The organism is Streptosporangium pseudovulgare (genome assembly GCF_014648055.1).
In the GTDB taxonomy this organism is placed as follows: Bacteria; Actinomycetota; Actinomycetes; order Streptosporangiales; family Streptosporangiaceae; genus Streptosporangium; species Streptosporangium pseudovulgare.
In genome coordinates this window covers 91983-111925 of record NZ_BMQJ01000021.1, presented here as the reverse complement: position 1 = coordinate 111925, position 19943 = coordinate 91983, and the positions used below count along the sequence as shown (strand labels likewise).

Below are 19943 nucleotides of genomic sequence, written 5' to 3'. Positions count from 1 at the left end.
CCGCGGGATCCGACCGCGAGGGCAAGCTCGCCGACCTGGTGCGGCGCTTCGCCGAGGACAACCTGCCCGCCTACATGGTCCCGGCGGCCTTCACCGTCATGGACGCCCTGCCGCTCAACCACAGCGGCAAGGTCGACCGCCGCGCCCTGCCCGCCCCCATATGGCAGGACACCACCGCCACCGCCTTCGTCCCGCCCCGCACCGACGCCGAACACCTCGTCGCCGACGTCTGGACCGACGTCCTGGGCACCGCCCGCGTCGGCGTCCACGACGACTTCTTCGCCCTCGGCGGCAACTCCCTGCTCGCCATCAGGGTCCGGTCGCGCATCAGGTCCGCGGTGGATCTGGAGATCCCGATCAACGTGATCTTCGCCAACCCCACCGTCGAGAAGCTGGCCGACGCCGTGGAGGCACTGCTGATCGCCGACATCGAGGCCGGAGGACACTAGGACCTGTTTCGTGGATCCTCGCCACGGCGAGGGTCCACGGGGCAGAATCCCGAACCCGCCGCCCGGCCGCCGCGCCATGCCGATTCGGTATGCCGCGGCGGCCGGGCGGGCCGTACCGGGTGCCCGAAGGACATCGGATGGCCGGAGAGGAGCGGTGTCCGGAGGAGACGGGGGTGCCGGAAAAGCGTTCGGGCCCCTCACCCGCCGGTGAACCGGGACGGGTGAGGGGCCCGAGGCGCCGAACGGCCGGTCAGGCCTCGGAGTCCGGCACGCCGTACTCCGCGATGAGCACCGCGCGGGCCAGGGCGTAGTGGTTGATCGTGCCGCTGAAGACGGCGGCCGTCTGGTCGGGGGTGACCTCGATGCTCTCCACCCCGAGGGCGTGCACGGCGAAGACGTAGCGGTGGGCCGGGCCGGGGGGCGGAGCGGCTCCGCCGAAGTCGAAGGTGCCGTAGTCGTTGCGGCCGTGCAGGGCGCCCTTGGGCAGCCCTTCCATGTCGCCGCTGCCCGCGCCGCGCGGCAGCTCGGTCACGTCGGCCGGGATGTCGGCGAGCACCCAGTGCCACCAGCCGCTGCCGGTGGGGGCGTCCGGGTCGAAGCAGGTGACCGCGTAGCTCTTCGTCCCGGCCGGCGCGCCGGACCAGCGCAGGTGCGGGGAGACGTTGCCGGCTTCGTAGACGTGCGCGTCGGGCAGGACCCCGTCGTGCACCAGGTCGTCGCTGACGACCGTGAAAGCCGGCACCTGCCGCAGATAGTCGTATGGCATGGGCGCGCGACCGGCCATCATTCCCCCGTCTCCACTCCGTACTCCTGGCTGACGGGATACTTGTCACTTTCCTCTGCAGTGTCAAGGGTTGACATCACTTTCCCATTCGGAGTCAAGGGTTGACATTACTCCGCATACATAGGGGATACTCCCCCTTCGGGGTGTTAGTGACTTAGACGGTGGGATCGGTCGCTTTCCGGTGATATGCGGTAACCCTGCGTTCCGGTTGACAAAGACGTCCACGAGACCGTTTCCGAAAGCACGGAGTTTCCATGAGCAATCCGTTCGACGATGAGAACGGCAGTTACCTCGTCCTGGTGAACGGCGAGGGACAGTACTCCCTCTGGCCGACCTCCGCCGAAGTTCCCGGCGGATGGGACATCGCGCACGAAACGGACAGCCGGCAGGGCTGCCTGGACTTCATCAACGCGAACTGGGCCGACATGCGGCCGCGCAGCCTGAAGGCGTCCTAGAAAGGGCACCAAAACCCCCAAAAAGGGCATCAGTGCCCTTTTTGGGGTGCCGAGTTCCTTCTCTCCGGGCGACCACCACCGCGAGCCGCGTTCGGAAGCGGATATTCCGCGCGGCTGAGCCGTGGCTGAACAGCGCCTGTGTCATCGGTTCGGCTTTTCGCCTCATCGTGCCCTGGGGCCCCTGTGCCCCGTGCCCTGAACCTGGAGATTCCGTGAACCCGATTTCTTTGCGGCGGAACCTTGCCGTGCTGTTCGAGGCGCGGGTGGCGGCGGCTCCGCATGCCGAGGCGGTGGTCTGCGGCGAGGTCCGCCTGACCGCGGCCGAGCTCAACGGCCGGGCCAACGCCCTGGCCCGCCGCCTGACCGCCGCCGGCGTCGGGCCGGAGTCGCCGGTCGCGGTGCTCATGGAGCGCTCGGCCGACGTGGCGGTGGCGCTGCTGGCCGTCGTCAAGGCCGGCGGCGCCTACGTCCCGCTGCACCCGGCCTATCCGGTCGCCCGCATGCGGGCGATCCTTGACCAGGCGGGCGCGCGGATCGTGCTGACCGACGCGGCGCACGCCGGCCACGAGCCGGCCGGGAACGTCACCTCCCTGGTCGTGGGCGACGACACCGACCCGAAGAACCCGGGCCTGGACATCGCCGCCGACCGGCTGGCGTACGTGATGTTCACCTCCGGCTCCACCGGCGTCCCCAAGGGCGTGGGCGTCACCCACCGCAACATCGCCGCCCTCGCCGCCGACCACCGCTGGCGGGAGCACGACCGCGTGCTGTCGCACTCCTCGTTCGCCTTCGACGCCTCCACCTACGAGCTGTGGGTGCCGCTGCTGAACGGCGGCACCGTGGTCATGGCGCCGCCCGGCGCCGTCGACGCCGCGACGGTGGCCCGGATACTGGACGGCGAGCGGGTCACCGCGGCGTTCCTGACGACCGGCCTGTTCAACGTGCTCGCCGAGGAGGCGCCGGAGCTGCTGGCGCGGATCCCCTCGCTGTGGACCGGGGGCGAGGCCGCCCACCCCGCCGCGATGGAGCGGATCGTCCTCGCCGGCGGCGCCGCGCACAACGTCTACGGACCCACCGAGAACACGACGTTCTCGGTCTCCCACCGGGTGGAGAAGCCGCCGTCGGGCGCCGTCCCCATCGGCCGCCCGCTGGACGCCGTCGGCGTCCATGTCCTGGACGAGAACCTGCGGCCCGCCGACGAGGGCGAGCTGTACCTCACCGGGGAGCAGCTGGCGCGCGGCTACCTGGGCCGGCCGGACCTGACCGCCGAACGCTTCGTCGCCTGCCCGTACGGAGAGCCGGGCACGCGGATGTACCGCACCGGGGACCTGGTGCGCCGCCTGCCCGGCGGCGACCTCGAGTTCGTCGGGCGCGCCGACGGCCAAGTGAAGATCCGCGGCTTCCGCATCGAGCTGGGCGAGATCGAGGCGACCCTCGCGCGGCACCCCGAGGTGGCCCAGGTCGCCGTCCTGGCCCGGGAGGACCGTCCCGGCGACAAGCGATTGGTCGCCTACCTCGTCCCGCGTGCCGCGGACGCCGGACCGGGCGGGGACGCCGATGAGCTCGCCGACCGGGTACGGCGGGCGGCCGGGGAGACGCTGCCCGCCTACATGGTGCCGTCGGCCTTCGTCGTGCTGGCGGCGCTGCCGCTCAACCACAACGGCAAGGTCGACCGCCGCGCCCTGCCCGCCCCGGAGACCACGACCTCCGGCGCGGCCCCGCGCACCCCCGTCGAGGAACGGCTCTGCGCGCTGTTCGCCGAACTCCTCGCCGTACCCGGCGTCGGCGTCGACGACGACTTCTTCGCCCTCGGCGGCCACTCCCTGCTCGCCATGCGCGCCGTCACCGCCATCCGCGCCGCCTTCTCCACCGAACTCCAGGTCCGCGAGATCTTCGAGGCGCCGACCGTCGCCGCGCTCGCCGACCGGATCGAGCGGGCCGGCGGTGAGGACGGCGGCCGGCCCAGGCCGGTCCTGGCCCGAGGCGGGGAGTCCGGACGCCCGGAGCCGTCGTTCGCCCAGTCGCGTCTGTGGATCTCCGACCGGCTCGCCGAGAGCGCGAGCCTCTACACGATCCCGCTGGTGCTGCGGCTGTCGGGCCGGCTGGACCGGGAGGCGCTGCGCGCCGCGGTCGCCGACGTGGCCCTGCGCCACGAGACGCTGCGCACCGTCTTTCCCGCTCGGGACGGCCGTCCCGAGCCTCGGGTGCTGGAGAGCGTGCCGGACCTGACCGTCACCGGGATCATCGACGGCTCGGAGCTGGACACCGCGATCCGGCGGACGGCGCTGCGGCCGTTCGACCTGGCGTCGGAGCCGCCGATGCGGGCGGAGCTGTTCGCGCTGCCGCCGGTCGACGGGCGGGACGAGCACGTACTGGCCCTGCTGTTCCACCACATCGCGATCGACGGGTGGTCCCTCGGCCCGCTGGAGCGTGATCTGGCGACGGCCTACGCCGCCCGGGTGCGCGGCGAGGAACCCGGCTGGCAGCCGCTGCCGGTCCGCTACAGCGACTACGCCCGCTGGCAGCGCGAGCTGCTCGGCGACCCCGCCGACCCCGGCAGCCTGATGGGCGAGCAGACCGCCCACTGGCGCGCCGCGCTGGCCGGGCTGCCGGACGAGATCGCGCTGCCCGCCGACCGGCCCCGGCCGACGGTGCCCGGGCACCTGGGCGAGTCGGTGTCCTTCTCGCTCCCGGCCGGCCTGCGCCGGCGGCTGCTGGCGGTGGCCCAGGCCGATCAGGCGACGCTGTTCATGACGTTGCAGGCCGGGCTGGCGGCGCTGCTGACCCGGCTGGGCGCCGGCGCCGACGTGCCGATCGGCGCCCCCGTGGCCGGCCGCACCGACGAGGCGCTGACCGACCTGGTCGGCTTCTTCGCCAACACGCTGGTGCTGCGCACCGACACCTCGGGGAACCCCACCTTCCGCGAGCTGCTGGCCCGGGTCCGCGAGACCGACCTGGCCGCCTTCGCCAACCAGGACGTGCCGTTCGAGAACCTGGTCGAGGCGATCAACCCGCCGCGGGTGCCGGGCCGTACTCCGCTGTTCCAGGTGATGCTCGGCCTGGTGAACACCTCCCCCGCCGAGAGCGGGGTCGCGGGGCTGACGATGGCGCTGGACCCGGCGTACTCGCTGTACGGGTTCGGCGGCGCCAAGTGCGACCTGCTGTTCGGTTTCACCGACGGCCACTCCGCCGACGGCACCGCTGCCGGGCTGGAGGGTGTGCTGCAGTACGCCACCGACCTGTTCGACCGGGAAACGGCCGAGACGATCGCGGCGCGGCTGGTGCGGCTGCTGGAGGCCGTCGCCGCCGACCCCGACACCCCGATCGGCGCGGTGGACCTCCTCGACCCCGCCGAACGCCGCACCCTCCTCAGGGAGTGGAACGACACCGCCGCCCCCACCCCGCCCGGCAACCTGGCCGAGCTGTTCGAGGCGCGGGTGGCGGCCGATCCGCACGCCGAGGCGGTGGTCTGCGGCGAGGTCCGCCTGACCGCGGCCGAGCTCAACGGCCGGGCCAACGCCCTGGCCCGCCGCCTGACCGCCGCCGGCGTCGGGCCGGAGTCGCCGGTCGCGGTGCTCATGGAGCGCTCGGCCGACGTGGTGGTGGCGCTGCTGGCCGTGACCAAGGCCGGCGGCGCCTACGTGCCGCTGCACCCCGGCCTGCCGGTGAGCCGGATGCGCTGGATCGTCGAGCGGACCGGCGCGCGGGTGGTGCTGACCGACGCCGCCTACGCCAAGCACGAGCTGGCCGAGCATGCCCGGGCCGTGGAGGGCGTCCAGGCGATGACGGCCACCGAGGAGAGCGATCCGGAGAACCTCGGGCTGGAGATCGCCGCGGACCGGCTGGTCTACGCGATGTTCACCTCCGGCTCCACCGGCACCCCCAAGGGCGTCGCCGTCACCCACCGCAACATCCGCTCCTTCGCCACCGACCGGCTCTGGCACGGCCCCGCCCACCGGCGGGTCCTGTTCCACACCGCCTCCTCCTTCGACGTGTCCATGTACGAACTCTGGGTCCCCCTCCTGAACGGCGGCACCATCGTCGTGGCACCCCCCGGCGTCGTCGACGCCGCCACCCTCACCTGGGCCCTCGACACCGAACACGTCACCGCGATCTTCCTGTCCACCGGCCTGTTCAACGTCCTGGCACCCGACCACCCCGCCCTGCTCGCCCGCATCCCCGAACTGTGGATCGCCGGCGAAGCCGCCTCCCCCACCGCCGTCGAACACGTCCTGACCGCCGGCGCCACCACCGTGCACAACGGCTACGGCCCCACCGAGACCACCGTCTACGCCACCGCCCACCCCATCACCACCCCCGGCCCCGTCATCCCCATCGGCCGCCCCCTGGACAACACCCGCGCCTACGTCCTGGACGACCACCTGGCCCCCGTACCACCCGGCGTCCCCGGCGAGCTCTACCTCACCGGCGACCACCTCGCCCGCGGCTACCTGCACCGCCCCGACCTCACCGCCGAACGCTTCGTCGCCTGCCCCCACGGCCGGCCCGGCGAACGGATGTACCGCACCGGCGACCTCGTCCGATGGCTGCCCGACGGAACCCTCGACTACCTCGGCCGCGTCGACGACCAGGTCAAGATCCGCGGCATCCGCATCGAACTCGGGGAGATCAACGCCGTGCTGGGCCGGCATCCCGAGCTCAGGCAGGCGGTGACCGTGGTGCGCGAGGACCAGCCCGGTGACCGGCGGCTGGCCGCCTACCTCGTCCCGCGCGCCGCGGGATCCGACCGCGAGGGCAAGCTCGCCGACCTGGTGCGGCGCTTCGCCGAGGACAACCTGCCCGCCTACATGGTCCCGGCGGCCTTCACCGTCATGGACACCCTGCCGCTCAACCACAGCGGCAAGGTCGACCGCCGCGCCCTGCCCACCCCCATATGGCAGGACACCACCGCCACCGCCACCGCCTTCGTCCCACCCCGCACCGACGCCGAACACCTCGTCGCCGACGTCTGGACCGACGTCCTCGGCACCACCCGCGTCGGCGTCCACGACGACTTCTTCGCCCTCGGCGGCAACTCCCTGCTCGCCATCAGGGTGGCCGCCAGGATCCGGGCCGCCGTGGACCTGGAGATCCCGATCAACGTGATCTTCGCCAACCCCACCGTCGAGAAGCTGGCCGACGCCGTGGAGGCACTGCTGATCGCCGATATCGAAGGACAGGGCGCCTGAGCGCCGCTGTCCCGCAAGGAAGGAAACCGTAGATGACCGACCAGCTGTCGGAACGCGCCGTCACGCTCTCGGCCGACAAGCGCGCCCTGCTGGCGCAGCGATTACGAGGACGGGCGGCGACCGTCACGGTCCGGCCCCGGTCCCCCGAGACCGAGCCGCCGCCGTCCAGCGGGCAGGAACGCCTGTGGTTCATGGAGCAGCTCGCCCCGGGCAACACCGCGTACACGATGCCGCTGACGCTGCGGCTGACCGGTGAACTGGACACCGCGCTGCTGGAGGCCGCGCTGACCGCGCTGGTCGCCCGGCACGAGGCGCTGCGGATGCGCTTCCCCAGCCAGGACGGGCGGCCCAGGGTCGTCATCGACGAGCCCGGCCCCGCCACGCTGAAGGTCGTGGCGGCGGACGACGCCGCCCGCGCGGCCGAGATCGTCGGTGAGGAGGTCAGGCGGCCGTTCGACCTGGCCGCCGACGCGCTGCTGCGGGCGACGCTGGTCCGCATCGCGCCGGACGACCACGTGCTGCTGCTCGCCGTGCACCACGTCGTCAGCGACGGCCGGTCGCTGGAGATCATGGCCGACGAGCTGTTCGCCCTGTACGCCGGGCTGCGCGACGGCACCCCGGTGGAGCTGCCGCAGCCGCAGGCGCAGTTCGGCGACTTCGCCGTGTGGGAGCGGGAGCGGCTGGGCGGGCCCGAGGTCGAGCCCGACGTCGCGTTCTGGCGCGAGCAGCTCACCGGGATGCCCGACCTGGAACTGCCCACCGACCACCCGCGCCCGGCCGAACAGCGCTTCGAGGGCGCGCTGTCCGCCTTCACCTGGGACGCGGAGCTGACCGAGGCGGTCCGGGAGCTCGGCAGGGCGCACGGCGCCACGCTCTACATGACGCTGCTCGCCGCCTACCAGGCGGTCCTCGCCCGGCTCGCCGGCCAGGACGACTTCGGCGTCGGCTCGCCGGTGGCCGGACGGCCCTACCGGGAGCTGGAGGGCGTCGTCGGCTCCTTCGTCAACATGGTGACGCTGCGCGGCCGTACCGGGGACGACCCGACGGTCGCCGAGCACCTGCTGCGCACCCGGGAGACCGTGCTGGGCGCGCTCGGCCACCAGGACTACCCCTTCCACCAGCTGGTCAACGACCTGCGGGTGGAGCGCGACCCCAGCCGGTCGGCGATCTTCCAGGTGACCTTCGCGCTGAACAACCGGGCGGAGCCGGCCCGCGGCGTCACCGGGCTGGAGATCGCGCCGTTCGAGTTCCCGCTCACCATCACCCAGTTCGACCTCGCGCTGTACGTCACCGAGGCCGACGAGGGGCTGGAGGGGTTCTTCACCTACCGCACCGACCTGTTCGAGGCCGCGTCCGTCGAGCGCGTCGAGCGCGCGATGCGGCGCTTCCTGGAGCAGGCCGTCGCCGACCACGGGCGCCGCCTGTCGGAGGTGTCGCTGCTCGGCGACGCCGAGCGTGAGGCGCTGCTCGGCGAGTGGGCCGGCACCCGAACCTGGGAGCCGTCGTACCGCACGCTCGGCGAGATGGCCGAGGCCCAGGCGGAGCGGACCCCGGACGTCCGCGCCCTGGTGGCCGGAGACCGGTCGCTCACCTTCGCCGAGCTGCACGGCCGGGCGAACCGGCTGGCCAGGCGGCTGCGCGGGATGGGCGTCGGCCCCGACGCCCGCGTCGCGATCTGCCTGGAGGGCAACGTGGACGCCGCCGTGGCGATCCTCGCGGTGCTCAAGGCGGGCGGCGCCTACCTGCCGCTGGACCCCGAGCAGCCGACCGACCGGCTGGAGTTCCTGCTCTCCGACTCCTCGGCGGTCCTGCTGGTCACCAGCTCGTCGCTGCGGGACAGGGCGCCCGGCTTCACCGGTCCCGTCGTGGAGCTGGACCGGCTCGGCGACGCCTCCGACGAGGACGACGGCCCGCTGGAGCCGCTGGCCGGCCCCGGCGACCTCGCCTACGTGATCTACACCTCCGGCACCACCGGCCGCCCCAAGGGCGTCGGCGTCCAGCACCGCCACATCGTGGCCTACCTGGAGTACATCCGCGCCGAGTACGGCATCGTGCCGGACGCCCACTTCGGCCTGCTGCAGTCGCTCGCCTTCGACTTCAGCATGCTGATGTTCTACCTGCCGCTCACCGGCGGCGGCACCCTGCACCAGCTGCCGCGCCGCGGCTCCGGGCACGAGCTGGCCGAGGCCATCGCGGACCTGGACTACCTGAAGATGACGCCCTCGCACCTGGCCGCCCTGGGGGCCGAGGTGGAGCCGGAGCGGCTGCTGCCGCGCCGCGCGCTCATCCTGGCGGGTGAGGCGTCGCCCACCGCGTGGGTCCGCGACCTCGCCGGCCGCACCGGCTGCGCGATCTTCAACAGCTACGGTCCCACCGAGACGGTCGTCGCGGTGACCACCGAGCGGGTGGACCCCGAGGCGGCGGCGCCCGGCACGGCCTGGCCCATCGGCCGCCCGCTGCCCGGCGCCCGCGTCTACGTGCTGGACCGGGCGCTGCGCCTGGTCCCGCCGGGCGTCGCCGGTGAGCTGTACATCGGCGGCGACACCCTGGCGCGCGGCTACCTCGGCCGTCCCGGGCTGACCGCCGAGCGCTTCGTCGCCGACCCCTACGGCGAGCCCGGCGCGCGGATGTACCGCACCGGCGACCTGGTGCGCCGGCTCGACGACGGGCGGCTGGAGTTCCTCGGCCGCACCGACCACCAGGTGAAGATCCGCGGCTACCGGGTGGAGCTCGGCGAGATCGAGGCCGCGCTCGCCACCCTGCCCGGCGTCGTCCAGGGCGTGGTGGACCTGCGCGGCGACCACCTGGTGGCCTGGCTGGAGAAGGAGCCGGACGCCACGGAGGCGCCGGTGGCCGAGCTGCGGGCGCACCTGCTGGACCGGTTGCCCGAGTACATGGTCCCCGGCCGGTTCGCCTGGCTCGACCGGTTCCCGCTGCAGGCGCACGGCAAGGTGGACCGCCGGGCCCTGCCGGACCCCGAGCCCGAGCGCGCCGACCAGCGGGCCGGCTACACCGCCCCGGAGGGGCCCGTCGAGGAGGCCGTCGCCGCCATCTGGGCGAACGTGCTGGACCTGGAACAGGTCGGCGCGAACGACGACTTCTTCGACCTCGGCGGCCACTCGCTGCTGGCCACCCAGGTCGTGGCGAGGATGCGCAAGGCGTTCCCCGACAGCAAGCCGCCGATCGGCGTGCTGGAGATGTTCAAGAACCCGACCGTCGCCCAGCTCGCGAAGCTGATCGTCGAGCGGCGCGGGGAGACGGCCGGGCCGCGCCGGATGCTCGCCGAGCTGACCCGCCCGATCGCCCCGAAGGACCGCCGCGGCACCGTCATCTGCGTGCCGTACGGCGGCGCCAACGCGGTCGTCTACCAGACGCTCGCCGACGCGATGCCCGCCGGCTACTCCCTCTACGCGGTCGCCGCCCCCGGCCGTGAGCCGGGTGAGGAGTCGCAGCTTCCCTTCCAGGAGGTCGCCGCGCAGTGCGTCAAGGAGATCGCCGAACACATCCAGGGCCCGCTGGTCATCTACGGGCACTGCGCGCCGGGCAGCGCCCTGGCCATCGAGCTGTCCAAGCAGGTCGAGGCGTCCGGACGTGAGCTGGACGCCCTCTACCTGGGCGGCATCTTCCCGTTCGCCAAGCCCAGGGGCCGCTTCCTCGGCCCGCTCAGCACGCTGATCAACGACCGCCTGCACGGCACCCGCAGCATCGCGGCCGAGCTGCGCGCGCTCGGCGGCGACATGACCGGCCTCGACGAGGAACAGGTGACGTTCACCGTCGAACTGATGCGCCAGGACGGCCGGATGGCCGAGGAGTACTTCACCGACCTGTTCGCCACCGAACAGCCGCGGCTGAAGGCGCCGATCGTCTCGGTCGTCGGCGAGCGCGACCCCAGCACCGAGTTCTACCAGGAGCGCTTCAAGGAGTGGTGCTTCCTGTCGGAGACGGCGTCGCTGGTCGTCATCGACGAGGCCGGGCACTTCTTCCCCAAGTACCGCGCCGACGAGCTGGCCCTGATCGTCACCGGGACGCACCGCGCCGACGACGCCTGGCGGCGGGAGCACTCCCGCGAGGCGGGCGGCACCTGGTGGCTGCAGGAGACCGTGCACCGGAAGGCCGCGCGCACCGAGCGTGAGCCGAGCATGCGCCGCTTCCTGCCCATCGCGCTGGGCCAGCTGGTGTCGCTGGTCGGGTCGGCGCTCACCGAGTTCGCGGTGCCGATCTGGATCTTCCAGAAGACCGGATCGATGGCCCACTTCGGGCTCATCGCGCTGCTCGCCCTGGTGCCGGGCATCATCGTGGCGCCGCTGGCGGGCGCGGTGGTCGACCGCTACGACCGGCGGCGCGTGATGATCGCCGGTGACGCCGCGTCGGGCCTCACCCAGGCGGTGATGCTCGCGCTGCTGCTGACCGACCGGCTCACCGTCGGCCCGCTGTACGGGCTGATAGCGATCGTCTCCGTCTCGGTGACGTTCCAGCGGCTCGCCTACCAGGCGTCGATACCGCAGCTGGTGCCCAAGCGCTACCTGGGCCACGCCAACGGCATCGTGCAGCTCGCCATCGGCAGCGGGCAGTTCCTGGCCCCGCTCATCGCGGTCGGCATGCTCGCCGCGATCGGGCTGGAGGGCATCCTGACCGTCCAGGTCGCCGCCTACGCGTTCGCCGTCCTGGTGGTCCTGCTGGTGAAGTTCCCCACCGCGCTGGGTCTGCGCCGCCGCGAGCCGATCTCCGCGGAGATCGTCAACGGCTTCCGGTACTCGCTGGGACACCGCGGTTTCCGCGCGATGCTGTTCTTCTTCGCCGGGGTGAACCTGTTCCTGGCGCCCATGTTCGTCATGGTCTCGCCGCTGGTGCTGTCGTTCTCCACCCTGGCCGCCGCCGGCACGGTGGCGGTCGCGGGCGGCGCCGGCGCGATCGTGGGCGGCCTGGTGATGAGCCTGTGGGGCGGCCCGACCCACCGCAAGCTGCGCGGCGCGATCGCCTCGGCCGGGCTGATGGCGCTCGCGGGCCTGGTCACCGGCCTGCAGCCCAACCTGTGGCTGATCGGCGCCGGCGCGTTCGGCATGTCCTTCTCGCTGTCGCTGATCAACGGCATCATCGCCACGATCATCCAGGTGAAGGTGCCGCACCGCTTCCAGGGCCGGATCATCGCGGTCAACACCATGATCGCCGCGGCGACCGTGCCCATCGGCTTCGGCGTCGTCGCGCCGCTCGCCGCTCCCCTGCTCGACCCGCTGATGGCCGCCGGCGGCCCGCTCGCCGGAACCGTCGGCGCGCTCATCGGCACCGGCCCGGGACGCGGGCTGGGGCTGTTCTACCTGATCTGCGGGCTCGCCCTGGGCCTGCTGACCCTCGCCGGGATGCGTGTCAGGACGCTGGCACGCTTCGACGACGAGGTGCCCGACGCCAAGCCCGACGACCTCATCGGCATCGAAGAGCTGGAAAGGACCCACGCCGCATGAACACCACCATCGACTGGGAGGTCAGGGACAAAAGGCCCGCCGCGGCCGACGCCCAGGGCGCGGACCTGGGCGAGACCTGCGAGTGGCTGCGGGAGAGCCGCGAGGCCATCCGCGCGGGGCTGGACGAGCACGGCTCCGTCTACCTGCGCGGGCTGCCGGTCAAGACCATCGAGGACTTCGCCGAGGTCCGGGACGCGCTGGTCTCCAAGCTCGCCGGGTACGTCGAGAAGGCCACCCCGCGCAGCCACTTCGGCAAGGACGTCTACTCCTCCACCGACCTGCCGCCGTCACACGCGATCCGCCCGCACAACGAGAACAGCTACGCGCTCAACTTCCCCGGGATCCTGATGTTCGGCTGCCTCGTCGCCCCCGACGAGGGCGGCGCGACGCCGACCACCGACGTGCGCAAGGTCCTGCGGGACATCCCCGCGCCGCTCGCCGACCGCTTCCGCGAGCACGGCTGGTCGCTGGTGCGCAACTACGGCGAGCACATCAGCCTGGGCTGGCGCACCGCCTTCGCCACCGAGGACAGGGACGAGGTGGCCGCCTACTGCGCGGAGAACCACATCGCCCACGAGTGGGTCGGCGACGACCAGCTCCGCACGAGGCAGCGCCGCTCGGCCACCATCCGCCACCCCGGAACCGGTGAGGAGGTCTGGTTCAACCACACGGTCTTCTGGAACGAGTGGGCGCTCGACCCGGACGTCCGCGAGGTGTTCATCGACGACCTGGGCCACGAGAACCTGCCCTTCAACACCGCCTACGGCGACGGCCAGCCGATCTCCAAGGAGGACATCGAGACGATCGACGAAGCCTACCGCCGGGCCACGACCAGGGAGACCTGGCGGGTGGGCGACATCCTGATCGTCGACAACATCCTGGCCGCGCACGCCCGTGAGGCGTTCAAGGGCCAGCGGAAGATCGTGGTCGCCATGGGCGACCCGATCGCGCTGGCGGACTGCTCCCCCACCGTCCAGCCGCTGGCCGGCTTCGCCGAGCCGCTCGCCGCGGCGGCCGCCGCCCCGGCCGCGGCCCCGCAGGACGCCAAGCCCGCCAAGCGCCGCTGGTTCGGCCGCCGCTCCTGACCCGCCGGGCGGTCACCGGCGATCCGGTGACCGCCCGCGACCGTCTCCACCGGCCGGTCCCCGCGCCGCCCTCCGCGGCGCGGGGACCGGCCGGTCCGGTTCTCCCGGGTCCTCCGCCGGCGCCCGTCCCGGCGACCCGGACACCTCCCCGGACCGCCGGCCCCTCCCACCGGCCGCGTGACCGGCGGCGTCAGACGTTGCCCAGCACCCGGGTGACGCTGATCTCGATCACCACCCGGGCCGGGTTCTCCCGCGGCATCCGGTAGCGCATCTCATACCGGCGCTCGGCGTCCTCGACCGCCTCGCGGTCGCGGCGGACCACCGCCCGCCCCTCCAGGGTGGACCAGCGGCGCCCGTCCACCTGGCAGACCGCCACCGGCGCCCCCTCCTCACCGACCTCCGGCAGGTTGCGGGCCTTCCTCGACGTGCCCGAGGTGATCACCCGGGCGATCCCGGAGTCGACGTCCAGCGTCACCCCGACCGGGACGACGTGCGGCGTGCCGTCGGCCCGGATCGTGGTCAGCGTGCACAGGTGGCGCTCCCGCCAGAACTCGCGGAACTCCTCCCCCTGCCCCTTCAGCACGCGGTCCTTTCCGATGTCCATATCTCTTCCTTCGATTCCCTTCCGCGACCGGATGCCCCGTCCCACCACCGAGCCGGAATCCTCCCATACGACGCGAACCGGGCCGTACGATCGGGGGGTGATCATCCGTCAGAGCCAGCTCGTCGTCGACTGCGCGGACCCGGCGCGGCTCGCCGCGTTCTGGGGGGCGCTCATGGGCGCCGCGCCCGTGGACCGCGACCCCGGCTGGTCCCACATCGACCCGCCGGAAGGGCTGCGCCTGGCCTTCCAGCGAGTCCCGGAGCCGCGTTCCGGCAAGAACCGCCTCCACCTCGACCTCGAGGTGGAGGATCTCACCGCCGCGGCCGACGCGGCCGTCGCGCTGGGCGGACGGCGGTCGGGCGCGCCGCAGCGCGACGCGGTCGGCGCCTTCCAGGTCATGCACGACCCCGAGGGCAACGAGTTCTGCCTCACGGCCGAGGCCGGACCATGAGCGCTGACCGCTCCGCCTGCTTTGCGGAAGAATCCGGACCATGCGCGCCGATCGCCTTGTGGCCGTCCTGTTGCTGATGCAGGCCCGCGGCCGGGTGACCGCCGCCGAGCTGGCCACCGAGCTGGAGGTGTCCGTCGCCACCGCCCGCCGTGACCTTGAGGCGCTGTCGGCCGCGGGTGTCCCCGTCTACCCCCAGCCCGGCCGCGGCGGCGGCTGGTCCCTGGTCGGCGGCGCCCGTACCGATCTCAGCGGCCTGACGGCGCCCGAGGCGCGGGCGCTCTTCCTGCTCGTCGGCCCCGCCGCGTCCGTCTCCGCCGAGGCCAGGGCGGCGCTCCGCAAGCTCGTGCGGGCCCTGCCCGGGACCTTCCGCGCCGAGGCCGAGGCCGCCGCCGAGGCCACGGTCACCGACCCCGTCCGGTGGGGCGAACAGGACAGGCCCCGGCCCCCGATGGTCGATCTGCTGCAGAGCGCCGTGATCCGGAGGCACAGGGTCCGCCTCACCTATGTCGGTCACGCCGGGGAGCGGACGGAACGGCTGGCCGACCCGTGGGGACTGATCGACAAGGACGACGTCTGGTATCTCCTCGCCGGGACCGACCGGGGGCGGCGCACCTTCCGCGTCGACCGGGTCGCCCGTGTGGAGGAGACCGGCGAGCCCGTCGAACGCCCGGACGACTTCGTCCTCGCCACCGCCTGGCAGGAGGTCGTCGACGAGGTCGAGCGGCGCCGCTCCCGCACCTGGGCGACCGTGCTCGTCGAGGAGCGGTTCGCGCCGATCCTGTGCCACCGGTTCGGACGGCACTGCCACATCGACGGCGAACCCGACCGGGGACGCGTCCGGGTCCGCCTCGCCGCCCCGACCCCGCTGGACATCGCCCGCGACCTCGCCGGCTGGGGCGCGCTGGTCGAGGTCGTCGAACCACGCTCGGTCCGCGACGAGCTCGCCCGCATCGGCGCCGAACTCGTCGGCCGCCACGGCGGGAGCGACCCCGGCGAGCGCTGACCCCTGCGACGGCTGCGGGCGCACCGGGCCCTGGGGCGGGAAGGCGCGCCGACCGGCGCCCCGCCGGTCAGCGGCCGGGGCTGTAGACCACCTGCTCGGGCGTCACCCGCACCGTGACGCGCTCCTCACCCGGCTGCCGGTAGGGGTAGGTGTCCACACCGAGGTACTTCTTCGCCAGGCGATCGATGACCTCGTCGGCGCCCTCCTCCTCCAGCCTCGCGGTGCCGGACACGCTGACCAGGTGGAAGGCGTTCTCGGGGTCCAGCACGCTCACCGACACCCGGGGGTCGGCGCGCAGGTTGCGGTCCTTGACCCGGCCCAGGGCCGTGTTGAAGACCACGTCGTCGCCGTCGACGTCGACCCAGACGACGGTGTTGTGCAGCGAGCCGTCGGACCGGACCGTGGTGGCCCACCCGTGGATCGGCCGCCGGAGCAACTCCTTGGCGTCCTCATTCAGCTTTCCCATCGCCAACTCCTGTCTCGATCGCCTTCTTCTCGCCCTCGAACATCATCTTCCCCCGGTCTGTTCCCTCTTCCCGGTTCATTTTCCGGCCGTCGCCCTTTACGAAGTAAGACAAGGACCGGATCGGGGACGGGCAAGATCGGGGAAAGACTTCCGGTCCGGCGGGGCCGCCGTCCCGGACGCGGGAATCGATCATGCGGCGGGGCCGTGCTCCGCGGGATGACGGGTACGGCGGGCGCCGGAGGCGGCGGACGCGCCGCGGGGTGCTGGAGGGCGATGGACGGCGGGCGGGCGGGCGAGCGGGTCCGGGCGGCGATCCGGGTGGAGGGCACCGTACAGGGGGTGGGTTTCCGGCCCTTCGTGTACGGCCTGGCCACCCGGCTCGGCCTGGACGGGCTGGTCGGCAACGACGAACGCGGGGTGTTCATCGAGGTCGAGGGGGCGTCGGCGCTGGTCGGGGAGTTCACCGCGGCGCTGCGGGACGGCGCGCCGCCGCTGGCGGCGGTGGAGCGCGTCGCGGCCGTGCCCGTCCCGGTCACCGGCCGGTCCGGGTTCGCCGTCGTGCCCAGCCCTCCGGGCGGGCGGCGCCGGGCGCTCGTCGCCCCGGACGCGGCGACCTGCGCCGACTGCCTGCGCGAGATGGACGACCCGGCCGACCGGCGGTACGGCTACCCGTTCGTCAACTGCACGAACTGCGGGCCCCGGTTCACCATCGTCACGGACCTGCCGTACGACAGGCCGAACACCACGATGGCGGGGTTCGCCATGTGCGGCGACTGCGAGCGGGAGTACCGCGACCCGGCCGACCGGCGCTTCCACGCCCAGCCGGTGTGCTGCCCGGCGTGCGGGCCCCGGCTGCGGCTGCTCGGCCCGGACGGCCGCGAGCCCGCCCCTCCCCCGGCCGGCCTCCCCGGACCTCCCGGGCGGGACTGCTCCCCTCCCCCGCCGTCCACCACCGCCCCCGGCGGAGCCGTCCCGGGCCGGTCTTTCCCAGGCCGGGCGACCTCGGACGGGGCCGTCCTGGACGCGGCCGCCGCGCTGCTCCGGGCCGGGGCGGTGGTCGCGGTCAAGGGCCTGGGCGGCTACCACCTGGCCGCGGTGGCCGCGTGCGGGCCGGCGGTGGCGGCGCTGCGGGCCCGTAAGCGCCGCGAGGACAAGCCGTTCGCCGTCATGGCGGCGGACCCGGAGGCGGCGCGGCGGCTGTGCGAGGTGGACGAGGCCGCCGAACGGCTGCTCACCGGCGCCGCGCGCCCGATCGTGCTGCTGCGGCGGCGGCCCGGTGCGCGGCTCGCGCCGCGGGTGGCGCCGGGAGACCGGTGGCTGGGCGTGATGCTGCCCTACACCCCCCTGCACCACCTGCTGCTGCGGCGGGTCGGCGAGCCGATCGTGCTGACCAGCGGCAACCTCGGTGACGAGCCGATCGCCCGCGACGACGGCGAGGCCGTGGCGCGGCTGGGCGGGGTCGCGGACGCCTTCCTGGCCCATGACCGGCCGATCCGGGCGCGCGCCGACGACTCGGTGGTCCGTGTCCTCCGCGGCGGGCCGCTGCCGATCCGGCGTTCCCGGGGGTACGCGCCGCGCCCGCTGCCGCTCCCCCGTCCGGCTCCCCGGCCCGTGCTGGCCTGCGGCGCGGAGCTGAAGCACACCTTCTGCCTGGCCAGGGGCGGGCAGGCGTTCGTCTCCCCGCACGTCGGCGACCTGGAGAACCACGAGACGTTCCGGTCCTTCACCGAGGGGGTCGCGCACCTGCGGCGGCTGCTCGGCATCACGCCGCGCCTCGTCGCCCATGACCTGCACCCGGAGTACCTGTCCACCAAGTACGCGCTCGCCCTGGAGGGCGTCGACCGGACGGGGGTGCAGCACCACCACGCGCACGTCGCGTCCTGCCTGGCCGACAACGGGGTGGCCGGACCCGTCATCGGGGTGGCCTTCGACGGCCTCGGCTACGGCGCCGACGGGACGCTGTGGGGCGGGGAGTTCCTCGTCGCCGGCCTGGCCGGGTTCGAGCGGGCCGGGCACCTGGCCGCCGTGCCGATGCCGGGGGGCGCGGCGGCGGTCCGGCAGCCGTGGCGGATGGCCGCCGCCCATCTCGACGCCGCCTACGCCGGGGACGTCCCCGGCGACCTGGCGGTGGTGCGGCGCAACACCGGGCGCTGGGAGGCGGTGGTCGCGCTGGCCCGGCGCGGCGTGAACGCCCCGCTCACCTCCAGCGCGGGCCGGCTGTTCGACGCGGTCGCGGCGCTCGCCGGCGTCCGCGACGTGATCACCTACGAGGGGCAGGCCGCGGCGGGGCTGGAACGGCTGGCCGACGAGGACGAGATGGACGGGTACGGCTGCCGCCTGGCCGGCGGGGTGCCGTTCACCGTACCGGGGGCCGAGCTGGTCCGGGCCGCGGCCGAGGACCTGCGGGCGGGCGCGGCGCCGGGGACGGTGGCCGCCCGGTTCCACAACGGGCTGGCCGCGGCGGTCGCGGCGGGCTGCGAGCGCCTGCGGGAGGCGCGGGGCCTGGGCACGGTGGCGCTGTCGGGGGGCGTCTTCCAGAACGTCCTGCTGCTGGAGCGGACGGTCGCCCTGCTGGAGGAGCGCGGCTTCGCCGTCCTGACGCACCGGCGGGTGCCGCCCGGCGACGGCGGGATCAGCCTCGGCCAGGCGGCGGTGGCCGCCGCCCGCGACCGGCTCGGCTGACCGCCCGCCCGGCCCGCCGTACGGCACGCGACGGTACGGCGAGGCGGCGGGACATGACGAGCATCCGAACGAAAAGTCCCGTCAGCGGGTGGCCACAGCCAACCATTTGACCTTCCGCTCGTCCTGCTTGCCGGGCCTGCCCTACCTTCGGCGTCTATGCCGGGTGAGTTCTTGAGTGATGGTGAGGCGGCCGCGTACGGCCGCTTCCGGTGTCCGCCCGCTCCGCAACCCCGATGAGCCGGACCGGGAGGAGGACATCCTGTGGAGGGGGCGGCGTCGTACCCCGATGAACGCTATGGCAGGGGTGTCGCCCTGGCGGCGGACAGGGCGTAGGTGACGCCGGTGAGCCGTTCGGACATCCGCCAGAGGCGAGCGGCTGTGGCGGTGTCGCGGATGGCGTGCTCGCGAGTTCGACGAGTGGGCTCGCCGCGCAGTTGCAGTACGCCGTTGGGAACGATGTAGCCGCCGCCGGGCAGGTCCGGCACGGTCGCCGCGTACAGGGAGGTCTTCGCCCCTTCCGGGGTGGGACGGAAGGCCACGCGCACCATCAGGCGCGTGAGGGTCGCATACAGCCGTCCCCTGCCGCTGTTGGCACCGCCGGTGAGCACGTTCGTGCGGGTGAGTCCAGGTGCGACGGCCATGCTGCGGAGCTTGTGCCCGGCGGCGTCGGCCCGGCGCTGCAGTTCCATCGCGAAGTAGAGGTTGGCCCGCTTGGACTGCACGTAGGCGAACGCCGTGCGGTAGCGGCGTTCGGCGTTGAGGTTCTCCAGGTCGAAGCGGGCGAAGCGCTGACCTTCGCTGCTGACGGTGACCACCCGTGGATCGGGCGCGGCGAGCAGGTGCGGCAGGAGCAGGCCGGTCAGGGCGAAGGTGCCCAGGTGGTTGATGCCGAACTGCGATTCGAACCCGTCGGTGGTCCGGGCGTAGGGCACCATCGCCACCCCGGCGTTGTTGACCAGCAGATCGAGCCGGCCGTAGTCCCAGCCGGCGGCGAAGTCCCGGATGGAGGCCAGACTGCCCAGGTCCAGACGCCGCAGTTCCAGGTGAGCGCCGGACAGTTCGTCCCGCATGCGGGCGAGGGCGGCCTGGCCGCGTCCGGGGTCACGACAGGCCAGCACGACATGCGCGCCATGGCGGGCCAGCTCACGGGCGGTGACGTAGCCGATGCCGCTGTTGGCTCCGGTCACCACCGCGACCCGTCCTGTCTGGTCGGGGATGGCCTGGAAGGTCCAGGGGCGAGAGTTGCGCATCATGTGCCACCTCAAGGGGGACGCGGACGAATGTATCGCAACTCCGAGTTGCGATACATTCATCGT

At 73.4% G+C, this 19943-nt stretch carries 12 protein-coding genes; 8 read left to right on the top strand and 4 right to left on the bottom strand.

Going from position 1 to position 19943, the window contains the following annotated elements; all coding sequences use genetic code 11:
• A partial coding sequence (locus tag IEZ10_RS38525; RefSeq protein ID WP_229811865.1) for a phosphopantetheine-binding protein occupies nt 1-449 on the top strand: 449 nt, incomplete at its 5' end.
• Nucleotides 450-699: 250 nt separating this feature from the next.
• Here the strand turns inward: IEZ10_RS38525 and IEZ10_RS32205 are convergent.
• Complete coding sequence (locus IEZ10_RS32205) at nt 700-1215, bottom strand: YbhB/YbcL family Raf kinase inhibitor-like protein (RefSeq protein WP_229811864.1); 516 nt, start codon at nt 1213-1215, stop codon at nt 700-702.
• 272 nt (nt 1216-1487) lie between these two features.
• Here IEZ10_RS32205 and IEZ10_RS32200 point away from each other — a divergent pair, with 272 nt between their 5' ends.
• The 4 genes from IEZ10_RS32200 (at nt 1488) to IEZ10_RS32185 (ending at nt 13421) form a co-directional block, all read left to right on the top strand.
• Nucleotides 1488-1688, top strand: coding sequence for an MbtH family protein (locus tag IEZ10_RS32200; RefSeq protein ID WP_189250287.1), 201 nt, complete (start codon nt 1488-1490; stop codon nt 1686-1688).
• A gap of 212 nt (nt 1689-1900) precedes the next feature.
• Complete coding sequence (locus tag IEZ10_RS32195) at nt 1901-6877, top strand: non-ribosomal peptide synthetase (RefSeq protein ID WP_189250286.1); 4977 nt, start codon at nt 1901-1903, stop codon at nt 6875-6877.
• 32 nt (nt 6878-6909) lie between these two features.
• Complete coding sequence (locus tag IEZ10_RS32190) at nt 6910-12336, top strand: non-ribosomal peptide synthetase/MFS transporter (RefSeq protein WP_189250285.1); 5427 nt, start codon at nt 6910-6912, stop codon at nt 12334-12336.
• Nucleotides 12333-13421 (top strand): TauD/TfdA family dioxygenase, encoded by a 1089-nt coding sequence (locus tag IEZ10_RS32185; RefSeq protein WP_189250284.1) that lies wholly within the window; start codon nt 12333-12335, stop codon nt 13419-13421. The genes IEZ10_RS32190 and IEZ10_RS32185 overlap by 4 nt, the downstream gene beginning before the upstream one ends.
• Nucleotides 13422-13611: 190 nt before the next feature.
• Here IEZ10_RS32185 and IEZ10_RS32180 read toward each other — a convergent pair whose 3' ends face one another.
• The gene (locus tag IEZ10_RS32180) at nt 13612-14025 is read right to left on the bottom strand and encodes a pyridoxamine 5'-phosphate oxidase family protein (RefSeq protein WP_189250283.1); all 414 of its coding nucleotides are present in this window, start codon (nt 14023-14025) and stop codon (nt 13612-13614) included.
• Between the two features lie 97 nt (nt 14026-14122).
• On the opposite strand from IEZ10_RS32180, the gene IEZ10_RS32175 reads away from it, so the two are divergent.
• Nucleotides 14123-14476, top strand: a complete 354-nt coding sequence (locus tag IEZ10_RS32175) for a VOC family protein (RefSeq protein WP_229811863.1) — start codon at nt 14123-14125, stop codon at nt 14474-14476.
• A gap of 40 nt (nt 14477-14516) precedes the next feature.
• Nucleotides 14517-15479, top strand: coding sequence for a helix-turn-helix transcriptional regulator (locus tag IEZ10_RS32170; RefSeq protein ID WP_189250281.1), 963 nt, complete (start codon nt 14517-14519; stop codon nt 15477-15479).
• A gap of 67 nt (nt 15480-15546) precedes the next feature.
• Here the strand turns inward: IEZ10_RS32170 and IEZ10_RS32165 are convergent, their stop codons facing one another.
• Nucleotides 15547-15945: a PPOX class F420-dependent oxidoreductase gene (locus IEZ10_RS32165; protein ID WP_189250280.1), complete on the bottom strand. Its 399-nt coding sequence runs from the start codon at nt 15943-15945 to the stop codon at nt 15547-15549.
• 273 nt (nt 15946-16218) lie between these two features.
• Here IEZ10_RS32165 and hypF point away from each other — a divergent pair, with 273 nt between their 5' ends.
• Nucleotides 16219-18627, top strand: coding sequence for a carbamoyltransferase HypF (gene hypF, locus IEZ10_RS32160; RefSeq protein ID WP_189250279.1), 2409 nt, complete (start codon nt 16219-16221; stop codon nt 18625-18627).
• Between the two features lie 293 nt (nt 18628-18920).
• Here hypF and IEZ10_RS32155 read toward each other — a convergent pair whose 3' ends face one another.
• The gene (locus tag IEZ10_RS32155; protein ID WP_189250298.1) at nt 18921-19877 is read right to left on the bottom strand and encodes an oxidoreductase; all 957 of its coding nucleotides are present in this window, start codon (nt 19875-19877) and stop codon (nt 18921-18923) included.
• Nucleotides 19878-19943 lie beyond the last annotated feature (66 nt).